Annotated in this window: 21 protein-coding genes and 1 pseudogene; 9 read left to right on the top strand and 13 right to left on the bottom strand. The window is 58.7% G+C overall.

Annotated elements, in window-relative coordinates:
* Window positions 1-26: 26 nt before the first annotated feature.
* The 5 genes from ACX3YF_RS19545 (at window position 27) to ACX3YF_RS19525 (ending at window position 2,997) form a co-directional block, all read left to right on the top strand.
* Complete coding sequence (locus ACX3YF_RS19545) at window positions 27-878, top strand: 3-hydroxybutyryl-CoA dehydrogenase (RefSeq protein ID WP_130207872.1); 852 nt, start codon at window positions 27-29, stop codon at window positions 876-878.
* Entirely contained in the window at window positions 865-1,524 is a 660-nt protein-coding gene (locus ACX3YF_RS19540) for a TetR/AcrR family transcriptional regulator (RefSeq protein WP_130207870.1), read from the top strand. The genes ACX3YF_RS19545 and ACX3YF_RS19540 overlap by 14 nt, the downstream gene beginning before the upstream one ends.
* A gap of 91 nt (window positions 1,525-1,615) precedes the next feature.
* The gene (locus tag ACX3YF_RS19535; protein ID WP_448647016.1) at window positions 1,616-2,029 is read left to right on the top strand and encodes a VOC family protein; all 414 of its coding nucleotides are present in this window, start codon (window positions 1,616-1,618) and stop codon (window positions 2,027-2,029) included.
* Window positions 2,030-2,164: 135 nt separating this feature from the next.
* Window positions 2,165-2,593, top strand: coding sequence for a hypothetical protein (locus ACX3YF_RS19530; protein WP_130207866.1), 429 nt, complete (start codon window positions 2,165-2,167; stop codon window positions 2,591-2,593).
* A 197-nt stretch (window positions 2,594-2,790) separates the two neighbouring features.
* Window positions 2,791-2,997 (top strand): hypothetical protein, encoded by a 207-nt coding sequence (locus ACX3YF_RS19525; RefSeq protein WP_047530768.1) that lies wholly within the window; start codon window positions 2,791-2,793, stop codon window positions 2,995-2,997.
* A 134-nt stretch (window positions 2,998-3,131) separates the two neighbouring features.
* Here the strand turns inward: ACX3YF_RS19525 and ACX3YF_RS19520 are convergent, their stop codons facing one another.
* Window positions 3,132-4,058: a Gfo/Idh/MocA family protein gene (locus tag ACX3YF_RS19520; protein ID WP_103405550.1), complete on the bottom strand. Its 927-nt coding sequence runs from the start codon at window positions 4,056-4,058 to the stop codon at window positions 3,132-3,134.
* A 185-nt stretch (window positions 4,059-4,243) separates the two neighbouring features.
* The gene (locus tag ACX3YF_RS19515) at window positions 4,244-4,699 is read right to left on the bottom strand and encodes a cupin domain-containing protein (RefSeq protein WP_458974118.1); all 456 of its coding nucleotides are present in this window, start codon (window positions 4,697-4,699) and stop codon (window positions 4,244-4,246) included.
* 395 nt (window positions 4,700-5,094) lie between these two features.
* Here ACX3YF_RS19515 and cynS point away from each other — a divergent pair, with 395 nt between their 5' ends.
* From cynS to ACX3YF_RS19500, 3 genes are all read left to right on the top strand, one after another.
* Window positions 5,095-5,562 (top strand): cyanase, encoded by a 468-nt coding sequence (gene cynS / locus ACX3YF_RS19510; RefSeq protein ID WP_198131689.1) that lies wholly within the window; start codon window positions 5,095-5,097, stop codon window positions 5,560-5,562.
* A 104-nt stretch (window positions 5,563-5,666) separates the two neighbouring features.
* Window positions 5,667-5,915 (top strand): DUF2790 domain-containing protein, encoded by a 249-nt coding sequence (locus tag ACX3YF_RS19505; protein WP_130207860.1) that lies wholly within the window; start codon window positions 5,667-5,669, stop codon window positions 5,913-5,915.
* Window positions 5,916-5,956: 41 nt separating this feature from the next.
* On the top strand, window positions 5,957-6,619 hold the full coding sequence (locus ACX3YF_RS19500; RefSeq protein WP_458974117.1) for a carbonic anhydrase: 663 nt from the start codon (window positions 5,957-5,959) through the stop codon (window positions 6,617-6,619).
* 177 nt (window positions 6,620-6,796) lie between these two features.
* On the opposite strand, the gene cynR is transcribed toward ACX3YF_RS19500, so the two are convergent.
* Window positions 6,797-7,681 carry a transcriptional regulator CynR gene (gene cynR / locus ACX3YF_RS19495; protein ID WP_458944798.1) on the bottom strand — a complete coding sequence of 295 codons (885 nt, stop codon included), beginning with the start codon at window positions 7,679-7,681 and terminating at the stop codon, window positions 6,797-6,799.
* Window positions 7,682-7,973: 292 nt separating this feature from the next.
* On the opposite strand from cynR, the pseudogene ACX3YF_RS19490 reads away from it, so the two are divergent.
* Window positions 7,974-8,282, top strand: a pseudogene (locus ACX3YF_RS19490) (hypothetical protein); the annotation flags it as partial.
* Here ACX3YF_RS19490 and arsJ read toward each other — a convergent pair.
* The 10 genes from arsJ to ACX3YF_RS19440 all read right to left on the bottom strand — a co-directional run bounded on the left by arsJ (window position 8,186) and on the right by ACX3YF_RS19440 (window position 22,107).
* Window positions 8,186-9,406 (bottom strand): organoarsenical effux MFS transporter ArsJ, encoded by a 1,221-nt coding sequence (arsJ, locus tag ACX3YF_RS19485; RefSeq protein WP_458974116.1) that lies wholly within the window; start codon window positions 9,404-9,406, stop codon window positions 8,186-8,188. The pseudogene ACX3YF_RS19490 and the gene arsJ sit on opposite strands and share 97 nt — an antisense overlap.
* 9 nt (window positions 9,407-9,415) lie before the next feature.
* A complete protein-coding gene (locus tag ACX3YF_RS19480) occupies window positions 9,416-10,420 on the bottom strand; it encodes an ArsJ-associated glyceraldehyde-3-phosphate dehydrogenase (protein ID WP_448647022.1) in 1,005 nt (334 codons plus the stop codon).
* Window positions 10,421-10,579: 159 nt separating this feature from the next.
* On the bottom strand, window positions 10,580-10,951 hold the full coding sequence (locus ACX3YF_RS19475) for a metalloregulator ArsR/SmtB family transcription factor (protein ID WP_103405557.1): 372 nt from the start codon (window positions 10,949-10,951) through the stop codon (window positions 10,580-10,582).
* A 526-nt stretch (window positions 10,952-11,477) separates the two neighbouring features.
* Window positions 11,478-13,451 carry an FAD-dependent monooxygenase gene (locus ACX3YF_RS19470; RefSeq protein ID WP_458974115.1) on the bottom strand — a complete coding sequence of 658 codons (1,974 nt, stop codon included), beginning with the start codon at window positions 13,449-13,451 and terminating at the stop codon, window positions 11,478-11,480.
* A gap of 17 nt (window positions 13,452-13,468) precedes the next feature.
* Window positions 13,469-14,947, bottom strand: a complete 1,479-nt coding sequence (locus tag ACX3YF_RS19465) for an aldehyde dehydrogenase family protein (protein ID WP_458974114.1) — start codon at window positions 14,945-14,947, stop codon at window positions 13,469-13,471.
* 171 nt (window positions 14,948-15,118) lie between these two features.
* Window positions 15,119-16,561, bottom strand: coding sequence for a carotenoid oxygenase family protein (locus ACX3YF_RS19460; RefSeq protein WP_189340413.1), 1,443 nt, complete (start codon window positions 16,559-16,561; stop codon window positions 15,119-15,121).
* Between the two features lie 217 nt (window positions 16,562-16,778).
* Window positions 16,779-17,390: a methyl-accepting chemotaxis protein gene (locus tag ACX3YF_RS19455; RefSeq protein ID WP_458946244.1), complete on the bottom strand. Its 612-nt coding sequence runs from the start codon at window positions 17,388-17,390 to the stop codon at window positions 16,779-16,781.
* Between the two features lie 1,188 nt (window positions 17,391-18,578).
* The gene (locus ACX3YF_RS19450; RefSeq protein ID WP_130207837.1) at window positions 18,579-20,132 is read right to left on the bottom strand and encodes an FAD-binding oxidoreductase; all 1,554 of its coding nucleotides are present in this window, start codon (window positions 20,130-20,132) and stop codon (window positions 18,579-18,581) included.
* A 608-nt stretch (window positions 20,133-20,740) separates the two neighbouring features.
* The gene (locus ACX3YF_RS19445) at window positions 20,741-21,076 is read right to left on the bottom strand and encodes a c-type cytochrome (RefSeq protein WP_223272683.1); all 336 of its coding nucleotides are present in this window, start codon (window positions 21,074-21,076) and stop codon (window positions 20,741-20,743) included.
* A gap of 164 nt (window positions 21,077-21,240) precedes the next feature.
* Window positions 21,241-22,107: a helix-turn-helix domain-containing protein gene (locus ACX3YF_RS19440; RefSeq protein WP_458946243.1), complete on the bottom strand. Its 867-nt coding sequence runs from the start codon at window positions 22,105-22,107 to the stop codon at window positions 21,241-21,243.
* Window positions 22,108-22,305: the final 198 nt, after the last annotated feature.

Raw genomic sequence — 22,305 nt, 5'->3', positions numbered from 1 at the left:
CAAGGTTTGACTCGAAGGACGGCAAGATGAATCTGCAAAACATTGGCGTGATCGGCGCCGGCACCATGGGTAACGGCATTGCGCAAGTCTGCGCCCTGGCCGGTTTCAACGTGACCTTGATCGATATCTCCGAGAGCGCGCTGCAAAAAGCCCTCGCCACTGTCGGCAAAAATCTCGATCGGCAGGTCGCCAAGGAAACCCTGACGCCGGAGCAAAAACTCGCCGCCCTCGACAAGATCCGCACCAGCACCGATTACGCCAGCCTGAAAGACGCGCAACTGGTGATCGAAGCGGCGACCGAAAACCTCGATCTGAAACTGCGAGTGCTGCAACAGATCGCAGCCCAGGTCAGCGCCGACTGTGCGATCGCCTCCAACACCTCGTCGCTGTCGATCACCCAACTCGCCGCCAGCGTCAGCCAGCCTGAGCGTTTCATCGGCCTGCACTTCTTCAATCCGGTGCCTGTGATGGGCCTGATCGAAGTCATTCGCGGCCTGCAGACCAGCGACACCACCCATGCCCTGGCACTGGAAATGGCGACCAGACTCGGCAAAACCGCGATCACCGCCGGCAATCGTCCGGGTTTTGTGGTGAACCGGATTCTGGTGCCAATGATCAACGAAGCCATCCTGGTGTTGCAGGAAGGCCTGGCCAGCGCCGAGGACATCGACGCCGGCATGCGCCTGGGCTGCAACCAGCCGATCGGCCCGCTGGCTCTGGCGGACCTGATCGGCCTGGACACCCTGCTGGCGATCATGGAAGCCTTCTACGACGGCTTCAACGACAGCAAATACCGTCCGGCGCCGCTGCTCAAGGAAATGGTCGCCGCCGGTTATCTGGGACGCAAAACGGGGCGCGGCTTCCATGCCTATGCCTGAGCGTTGCTCGCGTTTCGCCGAATACCGGGACAAGGTGCTGGAGCTCTTTGCCAGCAAAGGTTTCGGTCAGGTCGGCATGCGTGAGCTCGCCACGTGCCTGGGGCTTTCCCCAGGCTCGCTGTATCACCATTACCCGAGCAAACAGCACTTGCTGCTCGATCTGATCGAGGAGTTCTACGAAGAGCTGTTGGCCACCCTCGGGCGTATCGAGAAAAAAGCCCCGGCCAGGCGTGATCGCCTCAACAATCTGATCCGCGCGCACTTGAACCTGCATCGCGACATGCCATGGCATTTTCGTCTGGCAGAGCGCGACGGCGGCTGCCTGAATGAAGAGCAACAGGTGCGGGTTCAGCATCTGCGCGAGCAATACGAGCGCAAGTTGCTGCTGATGCTCGGCGCGCGCTCGCGGTTCAGTGAGGCGGGCCAGTTGGCGGCCGGGCACGCCATTGCCGCGCTGCTCAACAGTGCACCCACCTGGTTGACTTCGCACACACTCGATGAACGCGAGCACGATGAGCTTCTGGAAAGCATGGTGAGCGGCGCCATCGAACGCCTGCTGGCGCCACGCCGCACGAGCGAGGCAATAAGCCTGGCCTCGTCTATCGAGAAAACATCTAAAAAAACCCAGGCTCCCGCCACGATTTAGCGCTTTGCTTGCCGGGTCAATGCCATCGGAATTTTGCCGTCAAACGCAACGTCCGATCCGATGTGCACCTTCAATGACCGGGAGCCGAACCATGAAAATCAATCCCTACCTCATCTTCAATGGCGACTGTAACGCCGCCTTCACGTTCTACGCCCAAAGCCTGCCGGGCCAGATCGAAGCCATGCTGACTTTCGGTGAAACCCCTGCCGGCGAACACGTGCCCAAAGACCTGCACAACCTGATCATCCATACCCGCCTGGCAGTGGGCGATCAGGCGATCATGGGGTCAGACACCACACCCGACCGCCCTGTCGACGCCATGAGCGGTTGCTCGATTTCCCTGAACGTCGACAGCATCGCCGAGGCCGAGCGGGTCTTCGCCGCACTGTCGGAGGGCGGCAGCGTGCAAATGCCCCTGGATGCCACGTTTTGGGCGGCACGTTTTGGCATGCTGGTGGACCGTTTTGGCGTGTCATGGATGATCAATTGCGAAAAGGATCAGTGAGCACGCCCTGCTGATCGCGATGCTCAAGGCGTGAAAAAGCCCGACCGGCAGAGGTTGGGCTGGCTGGCAACTCTCGGGCCGTCTGCTACCGTCAAATAGTCACCCGCATAGCAGCGACCTTTCGGAGGATCCCCTATGCCAGCTCCTGACCTGACAGGGTCCACCCGACTCAAACTGGCGCTTCTGGCTGGCGGGCTCATCGCCTCCCTGATGACGCTCGGCGGGTGCGCAACCGTCGACGCCCGAACGACCGCTTATGTCGGCGTCGAGCATCCTGCGCCAACACTGCCCAGTGAAGTGGTCGTACTGCGTACCGAACCGCTGCGCCCGCATGTTCGATTGGGTGAAATATTGATTGACGCCAGCGTCGATCCCGCGCCGCCCATCACTCAGGTAGAAGAAAAACTGCGGGACGAAGCGGCCAAGCTCGGGGGCGATGCGGTGGTGGTGGTCTATGACCATATTCAAGCGGTGGGGGCTTATGTCAACGGGCCACTATGGGCTCGCGATGTACAGACCATTGAGGGGCGCAAGCTTAAAGGGATCGTCATCAAGTACCGATAGTGTGGTCCTGCGCCGAATGGCCAAGACAACCTTTCGTCGTAAATGAAAACGGAACGACACCTGGGCCTCTTGTCTGGCTTAGGGTTTGCAAAGGCCCGACGTAGCACCCCAGAACGACATAATTCTGACGCGGCTGCGCCTCAATTCAACGCTTAAGGACGCCAGCGATACGCTTGGTCAGTCACCGGAGATGTAACGTGTCAACTCTCAATGAAATCGCAGCGAACCACGCGAGAATGGCCAAGGCAAAGGAAGAAGAGTCGACCGGACTGAGTGAGCGACAGCTCCATGTGGTGGGCAGTATCGAAATCCAGTCCGTGGATGCGCAGCAGCATGTGCCACTGCACCTGATCGCTGGCACGCAGGACAATAACCTTGGACAGGCGATCAGCTACTCACTCTGACTTCGGTGAACGTTGCGCATGCCCGACAGTGTTCACACCGGGGCATGCGACGATGCCAGACATTCAGGGCGAGGCAAACGCCAGTCGCAAACCGGCCGGCGTGGGAGCTTTATCGCGGTAACGGCTGGCGGCCGTTAGTCAAAGAACGGCTCAACCTCCGTGCGGCTGCCGACAAAGAAGCTGTCGGCCACCAGTCGCAACGGCTGGAGGTCCAGGTCACTGGCCTTGTCGGCAATCAACTGCTGAAAATGTCGATACACCGCCGCGTACTCGCCCTCCTCCGATACCGCCTGGCGCACGCCATCAATACTCAAGCGCGCTCCCCCGTTGTCCAGTCGCAGGATACCTTCGGAGCAACGAATCTCGATGCTCCAGAGTTCGTCATGTCCGTGGTCGAAATCGAACTCCGCACGAACATCGAGGTGGCGCGCGTCAGACATTTTGATGGAAGCGGCGATGGGCGACTGGCAGTTTGCGGGGACTCGCAGTTCGGCTGACTCAACGAACAGCGGCAGCGGCAGCAGATGGGTGGCAATCGACAAGGCGTTGATGCCCGGATCGAAGACGCCCAGGCCGCCGGGTTGCCAGATCCATGCCTGGCCGGGGTGCCACTTGCGAACGTCTTCCTTCCAGTCAATCTGCACGCTTTGCAGGGTGCGGGTGGCCAGCCAGTCACGGGCGGCTTCGATGCCGGGCGCATAGCGTGAATGCCAGGCGAACAATCCGCTGACCCCTTGCTCCCCGGCCTGATCCACCAATGCCATCGCCTCGCCCAACGTGGCGCACGGCGGTTTTTCCACCAGCACGTGTTTGCCAGCGGCCAGCGCCTGTCGGACCAGGGCGAATCGTCCCTGGGGTGGCGTGCAAAACGCTATCGCATCGACATGCGGGCCGCGCTCGAGCAACTCGCTCAGGGACTGAAAATTCTCTACCCCGGCGCAGGGCCGCCCTTGCGTGGCGACCGACACTAACTGGAACGCCGGGTTGGCGTTGATGGCTGGAACGTGTTGATCCTGGGCAATCTTGCCGTAGCCCACCAGACCGAGACGGATCGGTTGCATCAATGACTCCTGATTTTTTGTATTTATGGGTTGGCCGGGATTGAACCACTGTTTGTCTCGACTGGGTAATTTTCGGCGGCCTTGAAGGCCAGCTTTTTCTTCCTGACGCTCATTTCGCCAGCGCTCAAATTGGCCCGTGACGGTTGCCTGGAGGTCGTGCCCGCCAGGCAATCGGCGCAGGCGGCTTATTTTTGCAAAACAACCAGCGGAGTGTCCTTCCTGACGATGTAGGTCGCCAGTTCCGAGCCGGCGGTCGTGCCGATGTTCGTCGCGGTGTGGGCGGTTCCTTCCGGAATGTACAACGAGTCACCGGCCTTGAGCGTCACCGCTGGCTGCCCCTCGAGCTGATACTGAAAAGTGCCACTGATGACGTAAGCCACTTCCACACCGGGGTGCGAGTGCCTGGGGGCGGCGACCCCCGGCTCGAAGTCAACGCGGACCTGGATCACTTCGCGGTCGGAAACGCCCAGATCGCGTTTCACCAGATCCGTGCGATGGAGGCCTGTCTGCCAGCTTTTCGCCGCAGACGTCTCGTGAGCCGCTTCAGCCTGGGCCATCCCCGCGAATACACACAGGGATATGGCGGCGGCCAGGGCGGCAGCAAACCTGCCGAGTGTCTTATGGGTGTTGAAACGAGGCATTGAATTTCTCCGGTCAGTGCACGGTAAACGCCGAGTCGGGTTTCGCTCATGCAGTGAGTCCATTTCGAGTCAACGGTGTATCTCCCACATGTCCGACTGACCGGTTTTTGTATGCCGAGGTAGCGGGCGGCACTGGAGATACACAGCGATACAAACCCTCTGGGCGCGTGCGTTTTCCGGCTTTTCCCCGCGATCCACACATTCACGCATTCGCCTCGCCGGCCTGCGCTTCCTCACCGGTGCGGGGCCAACAGCAGCGCGCACTCCGACCGGCATCTATAGGCAGGACCTATGCAAAGAATTGCATATCGATCTTGGACGCTATCGAACAAACGGCAGAAGATTGCTTCACACCCAAGCAACACCCCACCAGCAACCCCGACAGGAGATTCACCATGCAACAGTCTCACGCTTACAACGACACCAGCCTCGAACTGACCGCCAAAATCCTGGACGCCAAGGCTCGCAAAAACCTGTCCTTCGAGGACATGGCCGAAGGCACCGGCCTTGGTCTGGCTTACGTCACCGCAGCCCTGCTCGGTCAGCATCCACTGCCAGAAGCAGCTGCCAAAGTCATCGGCGAAAAACTGGACCTGGACGCCGATTCGGTAGCCCGCCTGCAAATCATCCCGCTGCGCGGCAGCCTGTCGGGTGTGCCGACCGACCCGACCATCTACCGCTTCTACGAGATGATCCAGATCTACGGCACCACGTTGAAAGCCCTGGTTCACGAACAGTTCGGCGACGGCATCATCAGCGCAATCAACTTCAAACTGGACATGAAGAAAGTCGAAGACCCGGAAGGCGGCCACCGTGCAGTGATCACCCTCGACGGCAAGTTCCTGCCACTGCGTCCTTTCTAAGGGCGCAACCCGGCCTGTCATCCGGCCCGCAGCCTTTGCGGGCCCGCTTCAAAACCGACCGAACCCGCTTCTATCAATCAGCCCATTTGAATGGAGGACGCGTCATGCAAAAAATTCTGTTTCTCGCCCTGTCCCTGACGGCCTCGCTGTCAGCCTACGCACAGGGACCGGTGGTCGCACCAGAGGCCGTTCCCTATGCCTACGGCATGCATCTGGATATCGCCAAGGTAATCAACATCACCCCGGCCGCGGATGTCTGCGGTCCGACGCCCGTGCAGATGACTTACAAGGATTCCCGCGGCGATACCCGAACGCTGGAATACAACGTGATCGGGGCCGGCTGTACCAACTGATCGTCACGCCATCATCAAGCAATCAATTAAAGGTACGCATCATGAAAGCGCTCATCGAAGGTTTTTTGAAGTTTCAAAAGGAAGCGTTTCCACAACGGACGGACCTGTTCAAACACCTGGCCACCACGCAACACCCAGGCACGTTGTTCATCACATGTTCCGACAGCCGCGTGGTACCGGAGCTGCTGACCCAGCAAGAGCCCGGTGAGCTGTTCGTGATTCGTAACGCCGGCAACATTGTGCCGTCCTACAGCCCGCACCCGGGTGGCGTGTCGGCCACTGTCGAATACGCCGTGGCCGTGCTGGGCGTGACCGATATCGTGATCTGCGGCCATTCCGATTGCGGTGCCATGACCGCCGTCGCCCAGTGCAAATGCATGGATCACCTGCCTGCCGTGGCCGGCTGGTTGCAACATTCCGAGTCGGCCAAAGTCATCAACGAGTCACGCCCTCACGCAGATGAAGCCGCCAAAGTGAGTTCGATGGTGCGTGAAAACGTCATCGCTCAACTGGCCAACATCCAGACCCACCCGAGCGTGCGCCTGGCCCAGGAAAAAGGTCGGCTGAATCTGCATGGCTGGGTCTACGACATCGGGACCGGTTCGATCGATGCCCTGGACGCCGACAACAAGACGTTCAAGTCCCTGGTCCAGCACCCGACGACCTGCGCCGTGCAGGCCCGCCCCGAAAAAGCCGTTGCCTGATCAGGCACCGACTCCAGCCCGGTGTAGGCGGCAATGTCGGCGACCGTCGGCTTGTCACCGGCCAGGAATGGACGTTGGCCCTGGCCCTATTGGGCGGCGAGGTCAATCAGGATTGCGTTGGCAGACCGAGTTCACCCAGCGTAATGATCGCTGTCGATCTGGACGAAGTGGACGGCTCTAATCGCCCACCGTGGTTCCTGACACCAATTCCATGAAGGCGACGGATGCTGCGCTGTGGTAGTTGTTTTTGCGCCGCAGTAACGCCGCTGCGCGTCGAGGTCCGTTGTCCATCAATGCGAGCTTGCGCAGGGCGCGGTCCTGGGTAGCGATCGGTTCGGGGAGAATGGTGGCGATCGCCGTGTGCCGAATGACTTCCAGCAGTGTGTTGACCGAGTTGACCTCAATCGCCACCTTCGGCGTGATCCGCGCGCTTGCGAAGTACTCATCGATACAGACGCGAGTGACGAAGTCCGGCGTCAACAGGGCAAACTCCAGTTGAGCAACCTGCTGGGCCGTCAAAGGTGTCTTGCAGTCGTACAGCGGATGATCGCGCCCGACCATCAGCCCCAGGGTTTCGATAAACGCCGGGATCGATTCGATGTCCGCGTTTCTCACTTGGTCAAACGCGATCGCGATATCCAGCGAATCCTCCGCCAACCCGGTTTCGATATCGTCCATCGACAATTCAAAGATTTCCAGATGGATGTTGGGATAGCGGTTTTTGTAGTCGCGTACCAGTGGCCCGACGAGATACGCCATGAACGTTGGCGTCATGGCCAGGCGCAAGGTGCCCCGGGACAGGTCCTTCACATCGTGCAGTGCTCGCTTGCCAGCGGCCAACTCCACCAGCACGCGACGCGCGCAGTCGATGTAGGCCTGCCCCGCGTCGGTCGGTTTCACTGTCCGTGATGTTCGGTCGAACAGCACAACGCCAAGCGACTCTTCCAATTGCCGGATCTGTTGGGACAAGGTCGGCTGGGAAACATGCAACGCCTCGGCGGCGCGGGTAAAGCCGCCGTTATCCGCGACGGCCAGTAAATAGCGCAAATGTCGTAGCAGCATGTGAGTTCCCCTTCGATAGGCTCTGCTTATGCGCTGCATTGTATTCGCTCCTGGACGCTATCAGTCAGTCGACAGCAGCGGGCTACAACCCCAGGGGCACGGCTTGGCGGGCATCGCCTGATTATTAATGCCAGATCGCGGCCCGGATTGTTTCACCCAGCACAATTGAGTCATGACAACCCTGCTGGTTCTCTGATTGCGCCGGGATGGCGAGACTGGACACAGAAGCAATTGCCACTTTTGACGCACACGCGCTGTGCTGTCCTTGCAGGGAAACGAAATGACTTGCCAGCCCAATATAGGGACGGTGGGATTGACCGAAGAACAGGCACTGGAAAATGGCCACAAGGGGGTGATTTTCGAGAGCCGCTTCAAGCCGATGAAACTGACCCTCACGCAATCGTCCGAGCAGACGCTGATGAAGCTGGTGGTGGATGCCGATACGGATCGCGTACTGGGTGCACACATGGTGGCTGCTCGTCATAGCGTCACGGACCTGACCCTTCACATCGCCTCGGCATGCCTCGGTAACCCTATGGAGATCAGTGCTGCGAGCAACACGAATGCGCTCGATATCCACAAGCACGCACCCAGCCCATAGACCTGATAAACCCAGCCGGAGAGCACCGTGCCTGCCAACCGTCCCATGGCGTTGGACATGTAGTAAAACCCCACATCCAGCGACACGCCGTCTTCCTTGGCGTATGACACGATCAGGTAGCTGTGCAGCGAAGAGTTCACCGCGAACAGCGCACCAAAGACCATCAATCCGCCGAGCAACACCCCCTGTTGCGACAGCCCGGTATCGAGCCCCAGAGCAATGGCCGCAGGCAGGCCCGCCAGCGCCAGCGCCCACAGAAACGCCGCACGACCATCGGGTACGTGCCCACGTTTCTTGCCGGTGATGTTGGGCGCGAAGGATTGCACAATGCCGTAGCCAATCACCCAGGCCGCCAGGAAGCCCCCGACCGCCCAGAAGTCCCAGCCAAACACACTGCTGAGGTAAACCGGCAAGGCCACCACAAACCAGACATCGCGGGCGCCGAACAGAAACATCCGTGCCGCTGAGAGGATATTGATCGCCCGGCTCTTGGACAGGATGTCGCGAAACTTTGGCTTGGCTTTCGCTTTTCCCAGGTCCTTCTTCAACAGGATCAAGCTGCTGATCCAGATCAGCGCCAGGACACCTGCCATCGCCAGCAAGGCACCTTTGAATCCCATCAAGGCCAGCAAGGCTCCGCCCAGAAAGAAGCCGACACCCTTGAGTGCGTTCTTCGAGCCGGTGAGGATCGCCACCCATTTGTAGAGCGTGCCCTGCTGCCCATCCGGGACCAGCAGTTTGATGGAGCTTTTGGCGCTCATCTTGTTCAGGTCCTTGGCAATCCCCGACAGCGCCTGGGCGCCCATTACCCAAGGGATGGTCAGCCAGGCGCCAGGCACCGTCAGCATCAGCAGCGCCGCGACCTGGAGTCCCAGCCCGATGTTCATGGTCCGGTTAAGACCCAACCGGGCGCCGAGGTAGCCCCCCACCAGGTTGGTGATCACGCCAAACAGCTCGTAGAACAAAAACAGGGCCGCGATTTGAAGGGGGCTGTAGCCCAGCGCGTGAAAGTGCAGCACCACCAACATACGCAAGGCGCCGTCGGTGAGGGTGAAGGCCCAGTAGTTGCCCGTAACGAGCAGGTACTGCCGCACTTCCGGAGCGAGGGCTGACAACGCTTTCATGACCGCTCCTCAGACTGCCATTGCGACCATTCTGGCCAGTTCGACGGTGCGATTGGCATAGCCCCATTCGTTGTCGTACCAGGCATAGAGTTTGACCTGGGTGCCATTGATGACCATGGTCGACAGCGCATCGATGATCGACGAGCGCGGATCGGTACGGTAGTCGATGGACACCAGGGGGCGTTCCTCGAAGCCGAGGATGTCTTTGAGCTCGTTCTCGGAAGCGTTCTTGAGGAACTGATTTACCTCTTCGACCGTGGTGGCCCGCTCGACCTCAAAGACGCAGTCCGTCAGCGAGGCGTTGGCCAATGGTACGCGTACGGCGTGACCATTCAGGCGACCACGCAGCTCCGGGAAAATTTCCGCAATCGCGGTGGCCGAGCCGGTGCTGGTCGGAATCAAACTCATCCCCGAGGCACGCGCTCGGCGCAGGTCCTTGTGCGGCTGATCGAGGATGCTCTGGGTGTTGGTCAGGTCGTGGATGGTGGTGATCGAACCGTGGCGAATGCCCAGTTTCTCGTGGATGACTTTCACCACCGGCGCCAGGCAGTTGGTCGTGCATGAAGCGGCGGTGACGATGCGATGTTCCGCCGGTTTGAATAGCTGATGGTTGACGCCCATGACAATGTTCAACGCGCCCTTCTCTTTCACTGGCGCACTGACCACCACTCGCTTCACGCCCTGGTCCAGGTAAGCCTGGAGGACCGCAACCGTCTTCATTTTGCCGCTGGCTTCGATCACCAGATCACAGCCCGACCAATCGGTGTCGGCAATCGCCTTATTGGCCGTCACCTGGATTCGTTTGCCGTCGATGACGATGCTGTCGCCCTCGGAATCAGCCTGGTAATGCCAACGACCATGTACCGAGTCGAAATTAAGCAGGTGCGCATGAGTCGCCGCGTCCCCTGCTGGATCGTTGATCTGCACGAACTCAAACTCTGGCCAGCTCCAGGCGGCTCGCAGCGCGAGGCGACCGATCCGGCCGAAACCATTGATGCCAACTTTGATCGTCATGTTGTGGTGCTCCGTATCTGCTGTCAGTGAGCGTTCGACCGGGTGTCGAACTGGCCGATGTATTCAATGTGGGCGGGATGCTGAATGGCACGCAGCTCTCGAACAACGGTTGAGCCACGTCAGGATTTTCATCGAGCAGTCTCGCAGTCGAAGGCGCAATCAGGCGATTTTGCTTGCACAGCACACGGCTGCGCGTTCAGGACGGTCGCCCATTTCATCAAGGCGTTTGGCGTCAGGGCTCAGCCAGTGCCTGTTGCTTTCCAGCACGGTGGTCAGCACTTGATGAACCCAATCAGGGAGGTTCGGGTGCAGGCGGTAGTACACCCATTGACCTTGGCGACGGTCCGACAACAAGCCACACGTACGCAATTGCGCCAGGTGCCTGGAGATTTTTGGCTGGCTCTCGTTCAAGGCGCAGGTCAGCTCGCACACACAAAGCTCTCCTTCACGGGTAATGAGCAGCATGGTGCGGACACGGGTGTCGTCAGCCAGGCATTTGAAAACAGTGGTCGGTGTCAGATGGTCAGCCATATCGATGCTCAGCGTTTGGTTTCACCAGGATGAATATCTTGATGCGCTCATGAATGTCGTGAAGGGTGCCGGCGCTTGCGGGTCACTGCGAAATCTTGATTCATATACGATTTATCGAATATATGTTTTTACGTATATAAGGTAAATGAAAAGAAACGAAATATTTCCTCAAGGCGCCTGTTCCTGAGGATCACAATCAGCTCAAAGCCCTGATCTTAAGGCGAGCAGCAGGCTACCGCCAGGCGAAACGCCTTGGATATATTGGGGAAATTGAATATTCGAAAGCTGTAATGAGTCAGGCGCTCACACAGAAACAGTCTCACGCCTGTTCGCATCGGCTAATGATGCCTGCGCGAGTGCGCCCAACGTACCCACCTGCCGAATGCGGCAGATGGGTACAGATCCGATCGACACGAACAAGGTTGAGCGACCGATAGTGGGCAAACCAAAGCCATCAAGATCGGGAAGGATCGATCAACACGGCTGCCCCAGGTGACTGGACTTGGGGAAATTCAAGCCCGCACCTTCACTCGCCATTGAAGACCGGACGCAAGAACGCCTCCAACGCCTCGTATCCATCCAGGGGCAAAACATGGGCGATGAACTGATCCGGTCGCACCAGTACCATTGCGCCCCGCTCACGATCAATGCCGCGTAACGCGAATACATCCAGGTGACTGTCCGCGGTGAAGACCTTTTCGTAGTCAATCAACCCGTATCGTCCTTTTCGTGGAAGCAAAAGCGGAGGCAGATCTTCCAGGCGCAACGTACGGTGAGGTTGCTGGAAAATCGCCCGTACATCCAGGATGCCGTCCACGTCAGCGCTCAGCGCCGCGATGCGTCGCAACGAGGGGGACGCGGCTTCGCTCAAGAAATTGCACAGACCGCGCAGACCTGTCTGCTCCTTGTCAGAAAAGGCGTAGAGCGTCCAGCGACCATCAGCACAAGCCGTGTGCCCCAAATGGACAGGCTTGGCGTCTGCCAGGCGAATCACGGGTGCCGAGTGGAACCGGCTTCCAATGTGCAACCCCTCAGCCAGATGCTGCCAGTGCCCCTCCCCCGTCAGCATTCCAGGCTTGTAGCGTGTTGCCACACCTGCCGTATAACGCCCGGCGCGGACAAAATACTCTTGCACTTCGGCGGGGTCGATTCCGCTAGAGCCGGGGTTATCAGGGTCCTTTGGCCGTCCTCCCATCAGTGCCGCCCAGTGCTTGTCGAAGTCGATCAGTTCCTGAGCGACAGGCTGACGTTCCTGGGTGTAGGTTTTCAGGAGAGTGGCATCACTGCGCCCATCGAGCACTGCTGCAATCTTCCAACCGAGGTTGTACGCGTCTTGCATTGAAACGTTCATGCCCTGGCCAGCCTTGGCACTGTGCGTATGGCAAGCGTCACCGGCAATGAAAACTCTTGGTTCGCGCTCAACACCTCGCTGATCCAGGGAGTCGTCAAAGCGATCGGTCAGACGTTGCCCGACTTCGTAGACCGAGGACCAGGCGACTTCCTTCACATCCAACGTGTAAGGATGAAGAATGCTCCGGGCAATCGAGGTCATCTGCTCGATGCTGGTCTGCCGAATGGACTGGCGATTGTCCTGATCGACGATGCCAAGATCGACATAGAAACGAACGAGATGACCGCCTTCGCGAGGAATGATCAGCAGATTTCCACCCGTCGCGGACTGAACAGCCGCCTTGAGACGAATGTCGGGGAAGTCGGTTACCGCCAATACGTCCATCACTCCCCAGGCATGGTTGGCAGCATCGCCGCGCAGTTGTTGCCCGATAGCGCCACGCACCACACTGCGGGCACCATCGCAACCGACCACATACCTGGCTCGAATCTGGCGCTCCTGCCCCTCGTGACCGGGATCTGTACGGCGCAAGGTCACCTGGACGGGATAGGGGTTTGTGTCGTCACGCGCAAGTTCGACGATTTCCCAATTGTAGTCAGGGACCAGCCGGCGGCTGGATTTCTCCATGGACTCAAGCAGGTAATCCTGGATTCGCGCCTGATTGACGATCAAGTGCGGGAATTCCGACAGACCGTCCTCGGTGTCCTGGACTCGCCCCGTACGGGTGATCGAACCTCGATGACTGGCGTCAGGTCGCCAGAACACCGTTTCGTTGACCCAGTAGGCCTCACGCAGCAGTCGGTCGGCCAGGCCAAACGCATTGAACATCTCGACTGTTCGGCAGGCGACTCCATCGGCCTGCCCCATCAGCAGAGGCCCGGAGCGCCTCTCGAGGAGGCGCGTCACGATGTTTGGAAATTTCGAGAGCTGTGTTGCCAATACCAATCCCGCAGGACCGCTGCCAGCAATAAGTACATCAACTGCTTCAGGCAATTCGTGATTGTGCACACCCTCCTTTGCGGGTTGCAGGCAGGGATCACCCGCGTGGAAACCGTTGAGATGAAACTGCATGAATGTTGTCCTCACACTACGTGAACGATGGTTACCGTTTGGCCTGTGCCTTTCGGTGCGGCGGCGACTCGCCCCCATCAGGGGGCCAGGTGTTCTCAGAACGGATAGTTCGCGCCGTTTTGTCTCCAGGTGATCCAGTGAGCCCGGGTGAACTCGTCAATGGCGTAATGGCCATTGAACCTCCCCAACCCGGAGTTCTTCTCTCCACCGAAAGGCGCATTCGGCTGGTCGTCCACAGTGATGTCGTTGATGTGGGTCATGCCGGCCACAATCCCTCGCGAGAACTCGATACCCCGTTGCATGTCGCGAGTGAAAACCGCACTGGAAAGTCCGTACTCACTTGCATTCGCGAGGTCTAGCGCATGGGCCTCGTTATCGGCGACAAGCAGAGGAAGTACCGGGCCGAAGGTTTCCTCCAGTGCCAGTTCGTGGTTCGCGGGAACCTTGCCGAAAACATGAGGCGGCAACACGAGGCCATTCGGCGCGCCGCCATGAAGCTCCTCAAGGCCTGAGTTCCTTGCGTTGGCGAGCTTGGCCTGCAACGACTGCATCTGCGCTTGATTGGTCAGCGGACCGATTACCGTATCGGCTGCCATGGGGTCACCCACCTTGAGTTTCCTGACACGCTCGACGACCAGTGCGGCGAAATCCGCGTAGAGCGAACGCTCGACAATGACCCGATTGGCACTCATGCATATTTGACCCTGGTGGAGAAAACGCCCAACGACAGCGGCATGAGCCGCCAGTTCGACGTCAGCGTCCTTCAGGACAACCAGAGGGCAATTGCCGCCCAGTTCCAGGGCAACCCTCTTGAGGTGGGCGCCGCCAGTAGCAATCCGTCCGACATTTCGCCCGACTTCAGTCGAACCCGTGAAGGAAACCAGACTCGGCACCGGGTGCTCGACGAACGCATCACCGATTTCAGAGCCGGCACCGACCAGGACGTTAATCACTCCGGCAGGAAATCCCGCTTCCTCAAACATGTGCGCTATCAGCAACCCACCGCTGACAGCCGTGTCACTGGCCGGTTTGAGTACAACGGTGTTGCCCAGCGCAATGGCCGGAACGACCGAACGCATACTCAAGTAAAGAGGGAAATTCCAGGGACTGATAACCCCCACGACCCCCAGTGCTTCGCGGAACACAAAACTCTGCTCACCCGGTTTGTGGCTGCTGAGGATGCGCCCCTCGACCTGGAATGGGAGCCCCGAGCACTCCCTCACCAGTTGCAGCGTGTTATGCCATTCGAACCCCGCCTTGAGCCGGGTACTGCCCGACTCCCGGATCAGCCATTCGACAATTTCTTCGGCTCGCGCCTCCATTACACGGGCCAGGTTCTCCAGCAACTCGCGGCGTTGCCCGGGAAATGTTTTCCCCCATGCATCCTGAGCCGTCCTGGCAGATTGGTAGGCGTCATCGAGATCGCCGATAGAGGCCAGCGGCATCTCCAGAAGCTTTTCGCCGGTGTACGGATTGTTATCGTCCAGGCGCTTGGCAGAGCGACCTGTGCGCCAGGCACCGTTGATGTACTGATGACCTTCAATGAGATAGCGCGTTACTTGAGTGTGTTCCATGGTGCAAATCCTTGATCTTCGTGATGTGCCAACGAGCTGCGCAAGATTCGCGCTCAAAGCACAATCGACAGTTGATGAACAAACGAGAAAGACGCAACGGCACGGAAGGGATCTAAAGCCCTTCCCGTGCCTTGAGTCGTCGCTGAAAATGGTGGTCGCCTGGCAGGGGGCTCAGGCTCCGTTCGACGCGCCACTTGCAACCCAGCAACCATGGAAAGCGTCACGCAATCGGATGGGCAGCTTGATCGTGGCGACAGGCCCTTTTTCCGGGTGGGCCGCCTCAAGGATCGCCACCGAGGCGAGCATCCGGTCGTGATGATCCACTACCACCAGCAGATAGCCCTCGTGGTCGGCGGCGGGAACCAGCTGTGGTTCCTGGAACGAATCGGCATCGCGAAGATGCAATGCGCTGACAGCGCCGCTTTCGACGTCGACACGAACCAACAAGTTGGAGCCTGGCCCGATGGGGCCGGAGATGTTCAGGGGAAGTTCCGGGTTGATGCCACCGTAGTAGATGACCCGGTGCTTCGCCGCAACCACTCGCCCGTCTACCCGAGGAAGTTCCCCGGGGATGGGGCTGAGCTGTCGCGAGCTGAAGCTCTGCTCGGGATCCTGCACATCAAAGCTCCAGCGGGTCAGGAATGGCGCCGCCTCCTCAGGGTTGTAAGGCGCGCCGTCCGCATCGGGAATGCCCGGGAAGGCATTGCGTTGGGACAGACACAGGTCCATGTGAACCATGCTGCCTTCGTTATAGGCATTACCCACGTGAAACGAATAAGCCGCAGGTCGTTTGAACCAGCGCAGCTGATCCACCGAGCCATGACGCGGCAAGATGCCGATCCAGCTCTCCTTGTCACGCTCCCACACCCAGTGATCCCCACCCTTGCGCATGCGTTCAACGTCGGCGGTCGTCGGGAAGACCATGAAGATGACGTAGTCCTGAGTGACCGCGAAATCGTGTTGCATTGCGGTATACGGCGCTTCAAACCAGTCTTCGCGGATCAGGTTTCCGTGCTTGTCGACCACACCGAAGACCATGTCCCTTGAGCCGAGTCCGTCAGCCTCATAACCAAACAGCAACCATTCCCCTGTGGCAGGGTCGATTTTGGGATGTGCCGTCACGGTCTTGCTCGTCAGCTTGCCTTTGAAGTCCCAGGTTCCGCGTGTTTCAAGGGTGTCGGGATCCAGCTCGTAGGGCAGCCCATCCTCTTTCAGGGCGAACAGACGGCCAGCGTGGAAGAAAGCGGTAGTGTTGGCGGTGTTACCGCTGACAGTGGCCACAAGAGGATCGTCGGTGAAGGGATTGCGATAGGCACCGAACAGGGCGCGACCCGCTTCGCGCTCGGCGAGGAAGCGCTCGGTGCGGACGTGACGCATACGGAATTCAACTCGCCCACGGTGAAAGCGAAACATACTCACAACGCCATCACCGTTCACATAGATATCGTCGCCAAGCTTGGGCGCAAAGCGTGGATCGGGACCACATCGATACCAGGTACCCTCGATCTCGGCCGGAATCTCTCCAGCCACCTCGAGATCCAGGATCTCGCAGTCAGTGCGCATCGGGGCATTGTAGCCAGTGAAATTAGGCAGAGCCGGAAATTGCAGAGTCATGTGCATCACCTAAATCGTAGAACCGGTTCGACCGGATTCTTGTTTTCATGCTCGCCGCAATGGGCGAAACCCTGGAGCTGAGCGCAGCATCCGAGCACGAATTTAGACTTGGAAAGGCGACACGACTTGCCTGAGCGGTGCGACAACTTGACTGTCAAGGACAGCGTTTGCTGAATGCTGCCGCACGCGACTCCCGTTTCCTCAGAACCGCGGCATATCAGTACCGGAACAGCGTGATGCACTGGCTCAGCTCAACGCTGAGGTGTTGCAACGCGTCGCTGAAGCCAGTGCTCTCGCTGGCTTTGGCAGCACTTGCCTGCGCATCGTCTCGCACCTTGACGACGCTCCGACTCACTTGCTCGGCTACGGCACTCTGCTGCGTGACCGCCGCAGCGATTTGCTGGTTCATTTGCTCGATCAGAGAAACCGACTGTGTGATCGATATCAAACTGTGATCGGCCAGACGGACTTGCTCAACGGCCCTGCTCGCCTGTACCAGGCAATCCTCGCTGCGATACATGGCTTGCCGCGTCAGTTCTTGCAGGGACTCGATAGTCGTGGCGATATCCATCGTGGCGTCCTGGGTTCGTCTTGCAAGCGCCCTGACTTCGTCTGCAACAACCGCAAATCCGCGCCCTTGATCTCCCGCGCGAGCAGCCTCGATCGCGGCATTGAGCGCCAGGAGGTTCGTCTGCTCGGCAACAGACTTGATCACATCGAGTATGCCGCCGATTCGCTCACTCTCTGCGGACAAGGAAACCATACTGGCTTTAGTTGCCAGCACGCCTTCTGCCAAACCATCGATCCTGCCCACTGCGTCAGCCACCATCATGGCGCCGGATCGCGCCTGCTGTTGCGCATCGCGCGCCGCCACAGACGCTTGCTGCGTATGGCTCGCCACTTCATGCACACTTGCAGCCATCTGCACGAGTGCCGACGCGCTCTGCTCTGCTTCCTGGCTTTGCCTGCGCGTAATCTCGCCGGCTCCTGCACTGATAACAGCGCAGCCGGCCGCCATCGCCGATAGCGTTTCAACGCCGCCGCCAATCCGTTCAACCACCCCACGTACATCACAGACCATGCGGCGAGTCGCAAGCAGCAACTGCCCCAACTCATCCTGTTGGCGAACCTCGATCGCAATGCAAAGGTCTCCTGCTGCTACGGTACGCAACACCGAGACGGCATGACGCAGAGGCAAGACGATCTGACGGTGCAAAAACAAAGCCACGGCACCCGCCACCAGGAGGAGAGCGAAACAGCTGAATCCCATAAGGCGTGGGATTCGTCTATCGAGAGCCGCCATTTCTTTGCCAGGCGCCACATAAGCGGCCTCTGCAAGACCCATCAATTTGGCAAATTGTTGTTCCAGGTCTTCATACGCCGTCCCTCCATGGGAAGCCCCATCCGCAATCCCCCCCAAGCGATCAAAAGACGCCTGACAGGCTTTCGTAGCGGACTTCATTTCCACCAGAAGCGCCCGTTGCTCACTGTTCAGGCGGGACCCCAGAAGCGCGTCCAACCGAGACTGCATAGCCGTGAGCGACGCCTGGGCGCGCTGCGCGGAGTCCGGAGATCCAGAGCGGACGTATTGCTGCTGAGCCACTTTCGCGCGAAGCAAGTGGACCTGGCTTTCAGCAATACCCGTCATCAGGTCGCCACGTTCTAACAATGCGAAGATGTTGATGAAGCCCACACTGGCTACGCCCAACGCCACCACGACAACCAATCCAAAGCCAAGAAGCAACTTTCGACCAATCGAGAGATTGCTCAACACATACCCCATACGGGTACCCCTTTTATTGTGGAGACCTGATCGGCACCGAGAAGTGGAAGGACTCTCAGGATTGACCGGGACTTCAGGCTCCAGGGTTTCTTGTTATTTATTCTGGCTGCGCCAGCGTTGACCAAGGCTGTCAGTCAACTGGATGGAGAAATTGATACGGCGATGCGCAGACAGGAGAACAGCAGGTATTCCACCGAGCTTTTTATCCTTCGGTGGAATACCGCCTTCAGCCGGTCAGGCTATGGTGATGCCTGACATCCCGGGAGCAATCAGGCCCTTCGGATCCAGGGCTTTCTTGATTCGCCGATTGAGGTCCATTTGCGCCGAGCCATAGACTTGCGCCGTTTTCTTCATGAACGCGGGATTACTGCGATACACCCCATACCCCGCCTTCGCGAAAGTCGCTTGCGCCTTCTCGAAGAAGGCATACGCCCTCTTCTTCTGATCCTCATTGCTGCGGTCATAGAACAGGTTGAACAGATGCACCATGCTGCGGCCGTTCAGGAAGAACGCATCGATGAAATCGAACTCGAACTCGGCGGCAAGTGATTTCATCATGTCGATCTGCTTGATCGCCTCACTGCCTCGGGTCGGGCAGATCGGAGCAAACCAGATCAGACCGCCACCACCAATCCAGTTGAGCAGTGCAAACTCCTGAAGGTCAGGCGTTCCCGTAAACATGTCATGGAAGTGATGCACCAGTTTTTCCGGCAGCACGTTCAGTTGATCGCCATGCAGCAACATCCCACCCGCGGCCTTGGCTTCCTTTTCAACGAATTTGAGGTGGGCAGCGATCTGATCCCTGGTGCCATATAGAGCGGCGGTCATGGAGATCGTTGGCTGATGGTTTTTCTGAGCAAACGCCTGGATTTCGTCAGCAGTAAGAGCGCCAGGCCCAGGCTTGATCACCGAGCGGGGAACGCCAGCGAGCGCCATCCCGGTAGCGGTCGACGCGATCAACAGCGGCGACCGGACGGTCTCGGACAGCTTCAGCCGGCGCCCCAAGTCGACAGCCTTTTCGATATCTGCGTAAAGCGGGAAGCTGATCGTGAAAATCTCGTAGCTTTCCGGGGCGGGCATCAGCCACAGCCCGAGCTTTGTGACGATGCCGAAGTTGGATTGACTGAAAATGCCATCCAGATAGGGACCATAGCCATATTTGTTGGTCTGCCAGGCGCCGGTACCTTCTATGCCGCCGAGTCCCGTCCTGACGACTTGACCATCGGCGAGAACCACTTCCATCCCGCAGCAGGCCGAGAACTGTTCTGCGTAGGCGGTGTACCCCTCGCCGCGAATGAGGGTTTGTCCGAGCGGCCCCACCAGCGGTCCAGGACCCGGCACGCTCAACCAAAGCGGAATGTTGTGCTCCTTGATATAGGCGTGAAGCTGGGCATAGGTGACGCCTGGCTCGACCAGGGCAGTGCCCAACACAGGATCCACCTCAATGATTTTGTTCATCTTGCGCAGGTCCAGAAGGAGCTGCCCAGGTACGGCAGGCAAGGCCTCCCCGTAGCCAAAGTTCCTGCCCGTCGAGATAGGCCACAGCGGGATCCCATACTTATGACTGACTTTCAGGACCTCCTGAATCTGCTCCACACTCGACACGGAGACCGCACCGGAGGGTGCATAGAGTTTCTCGTCAACAGGAATGTAGGCCTTCATGTAAGGCGACATTGATTCATCGGCTACAAAAACGTTGTCGTTGCCGACAATCGCGGCGTACTCGGAGACGGCTTGGTTGAAGGTATTTTGGCTCACGCCAGCAGGCAGATTTGTTGAAGTGGTCATGTCACAGCTCCAGGGAAACAATCAAGTCAGAAGGACGAAAGAGACGTAGGGGGTAGAGGAGACGGGGCTTTCGGACTGCCATCCCCCTGGCGATTCTCTTTTTTGTACAGCCGAAGCAGCGAAGACACCGCTCATTGCCGCCCAACTCTTGCGTCCAACACGCGTCGAACTCGAGACGACGCCCTCTTGCGTGACGCCTGGAGAATGCAATCGGATGCCTTGAGTACCGCAAGCCGCTTGCGTATGCCGCAGATGGTGCAGAACCCCATGTGGAGGCATCTGCGATTGAAGGATTTCCCAGTCCCCCCATTGGACCAGCCCAGCAACCATCAGCCCGCTTCCGGCAACCTCCTGAATGAACTCGGCCAGGGTGCGGGGTGTAACGCCATCCCTCCACGCCACGCGCCGAATCCTGGAAGAAGGGAGATGCAGTGAATGGGTGAACGCCACGTCGAAAGCTCGCGATGGACGTGACTGGTTGCCAACCAAGAGGACAGGCCGCTCGACTGGATCGAGATCTGGAGAGGCCATCAAGCGGGTGGGCAAGGCAAAAGAGAGCCCTCCAACCGCCAGGGCCGCTCCACTTCTATTGAGAAACTGCCGACGGTTCATTGCCGCTCACCTTGATTGGCGGCAATGGGCTTCAATTGCTGGATGTATGCGCCAAGCTCAGAGAGCGACTGATCGTCGATGTCCGTGGCAGGGAATCTAGGCATGGCACCTACACTGTTACGTACCTTCCACTGCACCACTGCCGCAGGGAAGCCTCGAATCGACAGCGCAATGCCTTCCTCGTGACAGCGCGCACAAACGGCCTGGTAAACTTTCTGAGGGGAACGGTCCTCGGCTAAGGCAGTCACTGATAGAGGCAGGCTCGATAGAAAGAGCAGGACTATGGCAGGGAGATTTCGACTGTTTCGAGGCGTGTACACTGGCCGCGGCATGCGGCATTGGCTTGGCAAGGACATGAGTTTCACCTGGCTTTCTTGTTGTTGATGGCCGCTCGATCAGCGGTAGAAAGTGCAGTGAAACCTTAAGAGCCCGATACCTCCTTCGACTTGCCTGGATCAGCCTGGTTTTGATCCGTCGAGACACCTCAGCCGAACACTCAGCGTATGAGGGACTTGCGATACGCGCGAGGCGTCATACCAAAAGCCTCCTTGAAACTGCGACTGAAGTGGGAGCTGCTGCTGAACCCCACGCCAAATGCAATTTCAGTGATGGAACGATTGAACTGCGAGACGTCCAGCATTTGCTCGGCACAGCGACTCAGCCTTCTTTGCCAGACGTAATCACTGAAGGTGCACCCAAAGCAGTTCTGAAAATGGCGATGCAGCGATCGTGATGACCAGTTCAAGTTACGCGCGATGATTTCTGCATTCAGACTTGGATCATGCAAGTTCTCTTCGATACACCCCTGGATCATGGCAATGAGAGAAGGCTTGGTTTTCTCTTCCTCTTCCCCGGAGCAGGACTGCTCGATGGCACTCTCCAACACACCAAGAAGTGCGTCCCCGACAGATCGGGAGGCCCTGTAGGAAAGGCTTGAATACTGCGCCAGTGCATCGTGCAGCATGCTACGCAGCATCCTGGGCAGGCCTTCTTCGGTCTGCAGGTGGTACAGACGCCCGCTGCCGCCAAGGCTGAACCGCTGACCTGCCAAAGGAATGATGATTTGCTCGCACCCCTTTGAACTGGTCACCTCCAGCGATTGATTCACGTCGATAAGCGCGAATTGGTTGGGCACCAGCATCAGGGTGTTCCCGCCTTGCTCGAAATGACTGACGCCGCCCTCCTGAAGCACGAGCGTCCAGTTGGTCCCTTCATGAGTCTGCGCGGCACGGAACTTCCTCCGATACCGATGCGGACTCGCCATCATTCGACAAATGTGGAGATCACCCAGGTCACCGAACTCCAGTCGCCCTCTGAACCCCCTTGGACTGTAGGGTTCGACAGAGCTCTCCTCGTTCTGCATGACCACTGCGGACGTCTGGCCTGCGTACAGGCTTATACATTGGGCCCACTGAGCCATGCGCTCTCCCGCCGGGAGCTGCTCAGTTGACAGGATCGATAGTTGATTCATTGGAGGGCCCTCTTCTGCTCATCGTTCAATGGTAGAGGTGGCACGGCGCACCGGACACAAGTATGTCCGAAGCGCGCGAGCCAGCCTACA

Source organism: Pseudomonas fluorescens group sp. PF-69, assembly GCF_054481235.1.
This window is presented reverse-complemented; position numbering and strand designations above follow the sequence as displayed.

Coding starts and splice junctions, on each gene's coding strand:
- ACX3YF_RS19545 (WP_130207872.1), top strand. CDS start 27: ATGAATCTGCAAAACATTGGCGTGATCGGCGCCGGCACCATGGGTAAC.
- ACX3YF_RS19540 (WP_130207870.1), top strand. CDS start 865: ATGCCTATGCCTGAGCGTTGCTCGCGTTTCGCCGAATACCGGGACAAG.
- ACX3YF_RS19535 (WP_448647016.1), top strand. CDS start 1,616: ATGAAAATCAATCCCTACCTCATCTTCAATGGCGACTGTAACGCCGCC.
- ACX3YF_RS19530 (WP_130207866.1), top strand. CDS start 2,165: ATGCCAGCTCCTGACCTGACAGGGTCCACCCGACTCAAACTGGCGCTT.
- ACX3YF_RS19520 (WP_103405550.1), bottom strand. CDS start 4,058: ATGCAACCGATCCGTCTCGGTCTGGTGGGCTACGGCAAGATTGCCCAG.
- ACX3YF_RS19515 (WP_458974118.1), bottom strand. CDS start 4,699: ATGCCTCGTTTCAACACCCATAAGACACTCGGCAGGTTTGCTGCCGCC.
- cynS (WP_198131689.1), top strand. CDS start 5,095: ATGCAACAGTCTCACGCTTACAACGACACCAGCCTCGAACTGACCGCC.
- ACX3YF_RS19505 (WP_130207860.1), top strand. CDS start 5,667: ATGCAAAAAATTCTGTTTCTCGCCCTGTCCCTGACGGCCTCGCTGTCA.
- ACX3YF_RS19500 (WP_458974117.1), top strand. CDS start 5,957: ATGAAAGCGCTCATCGAAGGTTTTTTGAAGTTTCAAAAGGAAGCGTTT.
- cynR (WP_458944798.1), bottom strand. CDS start 7,681: ATGCTGCTACGACATTTGCGCTATTTACTGGCCGTCGCGGATAACGGC.
- arsJ (WP_458974116.1), bottom strand. CDS start 9,406: ATGAAAGCGTTGTCAGCCCTCGCTCCGGAAGTGCGGCAGTACCTGCTC.
- ACX3YF_RS19480 (WP_448647022.1), bottom strand. CDS start 10,420: ATGACGATCAAAGTTGGCATCAATGGTTTCGGCCGGATCGGTCGCCTC.
- ACX3YF_RS19475 (WP_103405557.1), bottom strand. CDS start 10,951: ATGGCTGACCATCTGACACCGACCACTGTTTTCAAATGCCTGGCTGAC.
- ACX3YF_RS19470 (WP_458974115.1), bottom strand. CDS start 13,451: ATGGGGGCGAGTCGCCGCCGCACCGAAAGGCACAGGCCAAACGGTAAC.
- ACX3YF_RS19465 (WP_458974114.1), bottom strand. CDS start 14,947: ATGGAACACACTCAAGTAACGCGCTATCTCATTGAAGGTCATCAGTAC.
- ACX3YF_RS19460 (WP_189340413.1), bottom strand. CDS start 16,561: ATGACTCTGCAATTTCCGGCTCTGCCTAATTTCACTGGCTACAATGCC.
- ACX3YF_RS19455 (WP_458946244.1), bottom strand. CDS start 17,390: ATGGTGGCTGACGCAGTGGGCAGGATCGATGGTTTGGCAGAAGGCGTG.
- ACX3YF_RS19450 (WP_130207837.1), bottom strand. CDS start 20,132: ATGACCACTTCAACAAATCTGCCTGCTGGCGTGAGCCAAAATACCTTC.
- ACX3YF_RS19445 (WP_223272683.1), bottom strand. CDS start 21,076: ATGCCGCGGCCAGTGTACACGCCTCGAAACAGTCGAAATCTCCCTGCC.
- ACX3YF_RS19440 (WP_458946243.1), bottom strand. CDS start 22,107: ATGCAGAACGAGGAGAGCTCTGTCGAACCCTACAGTCCAAGGGGGTTC.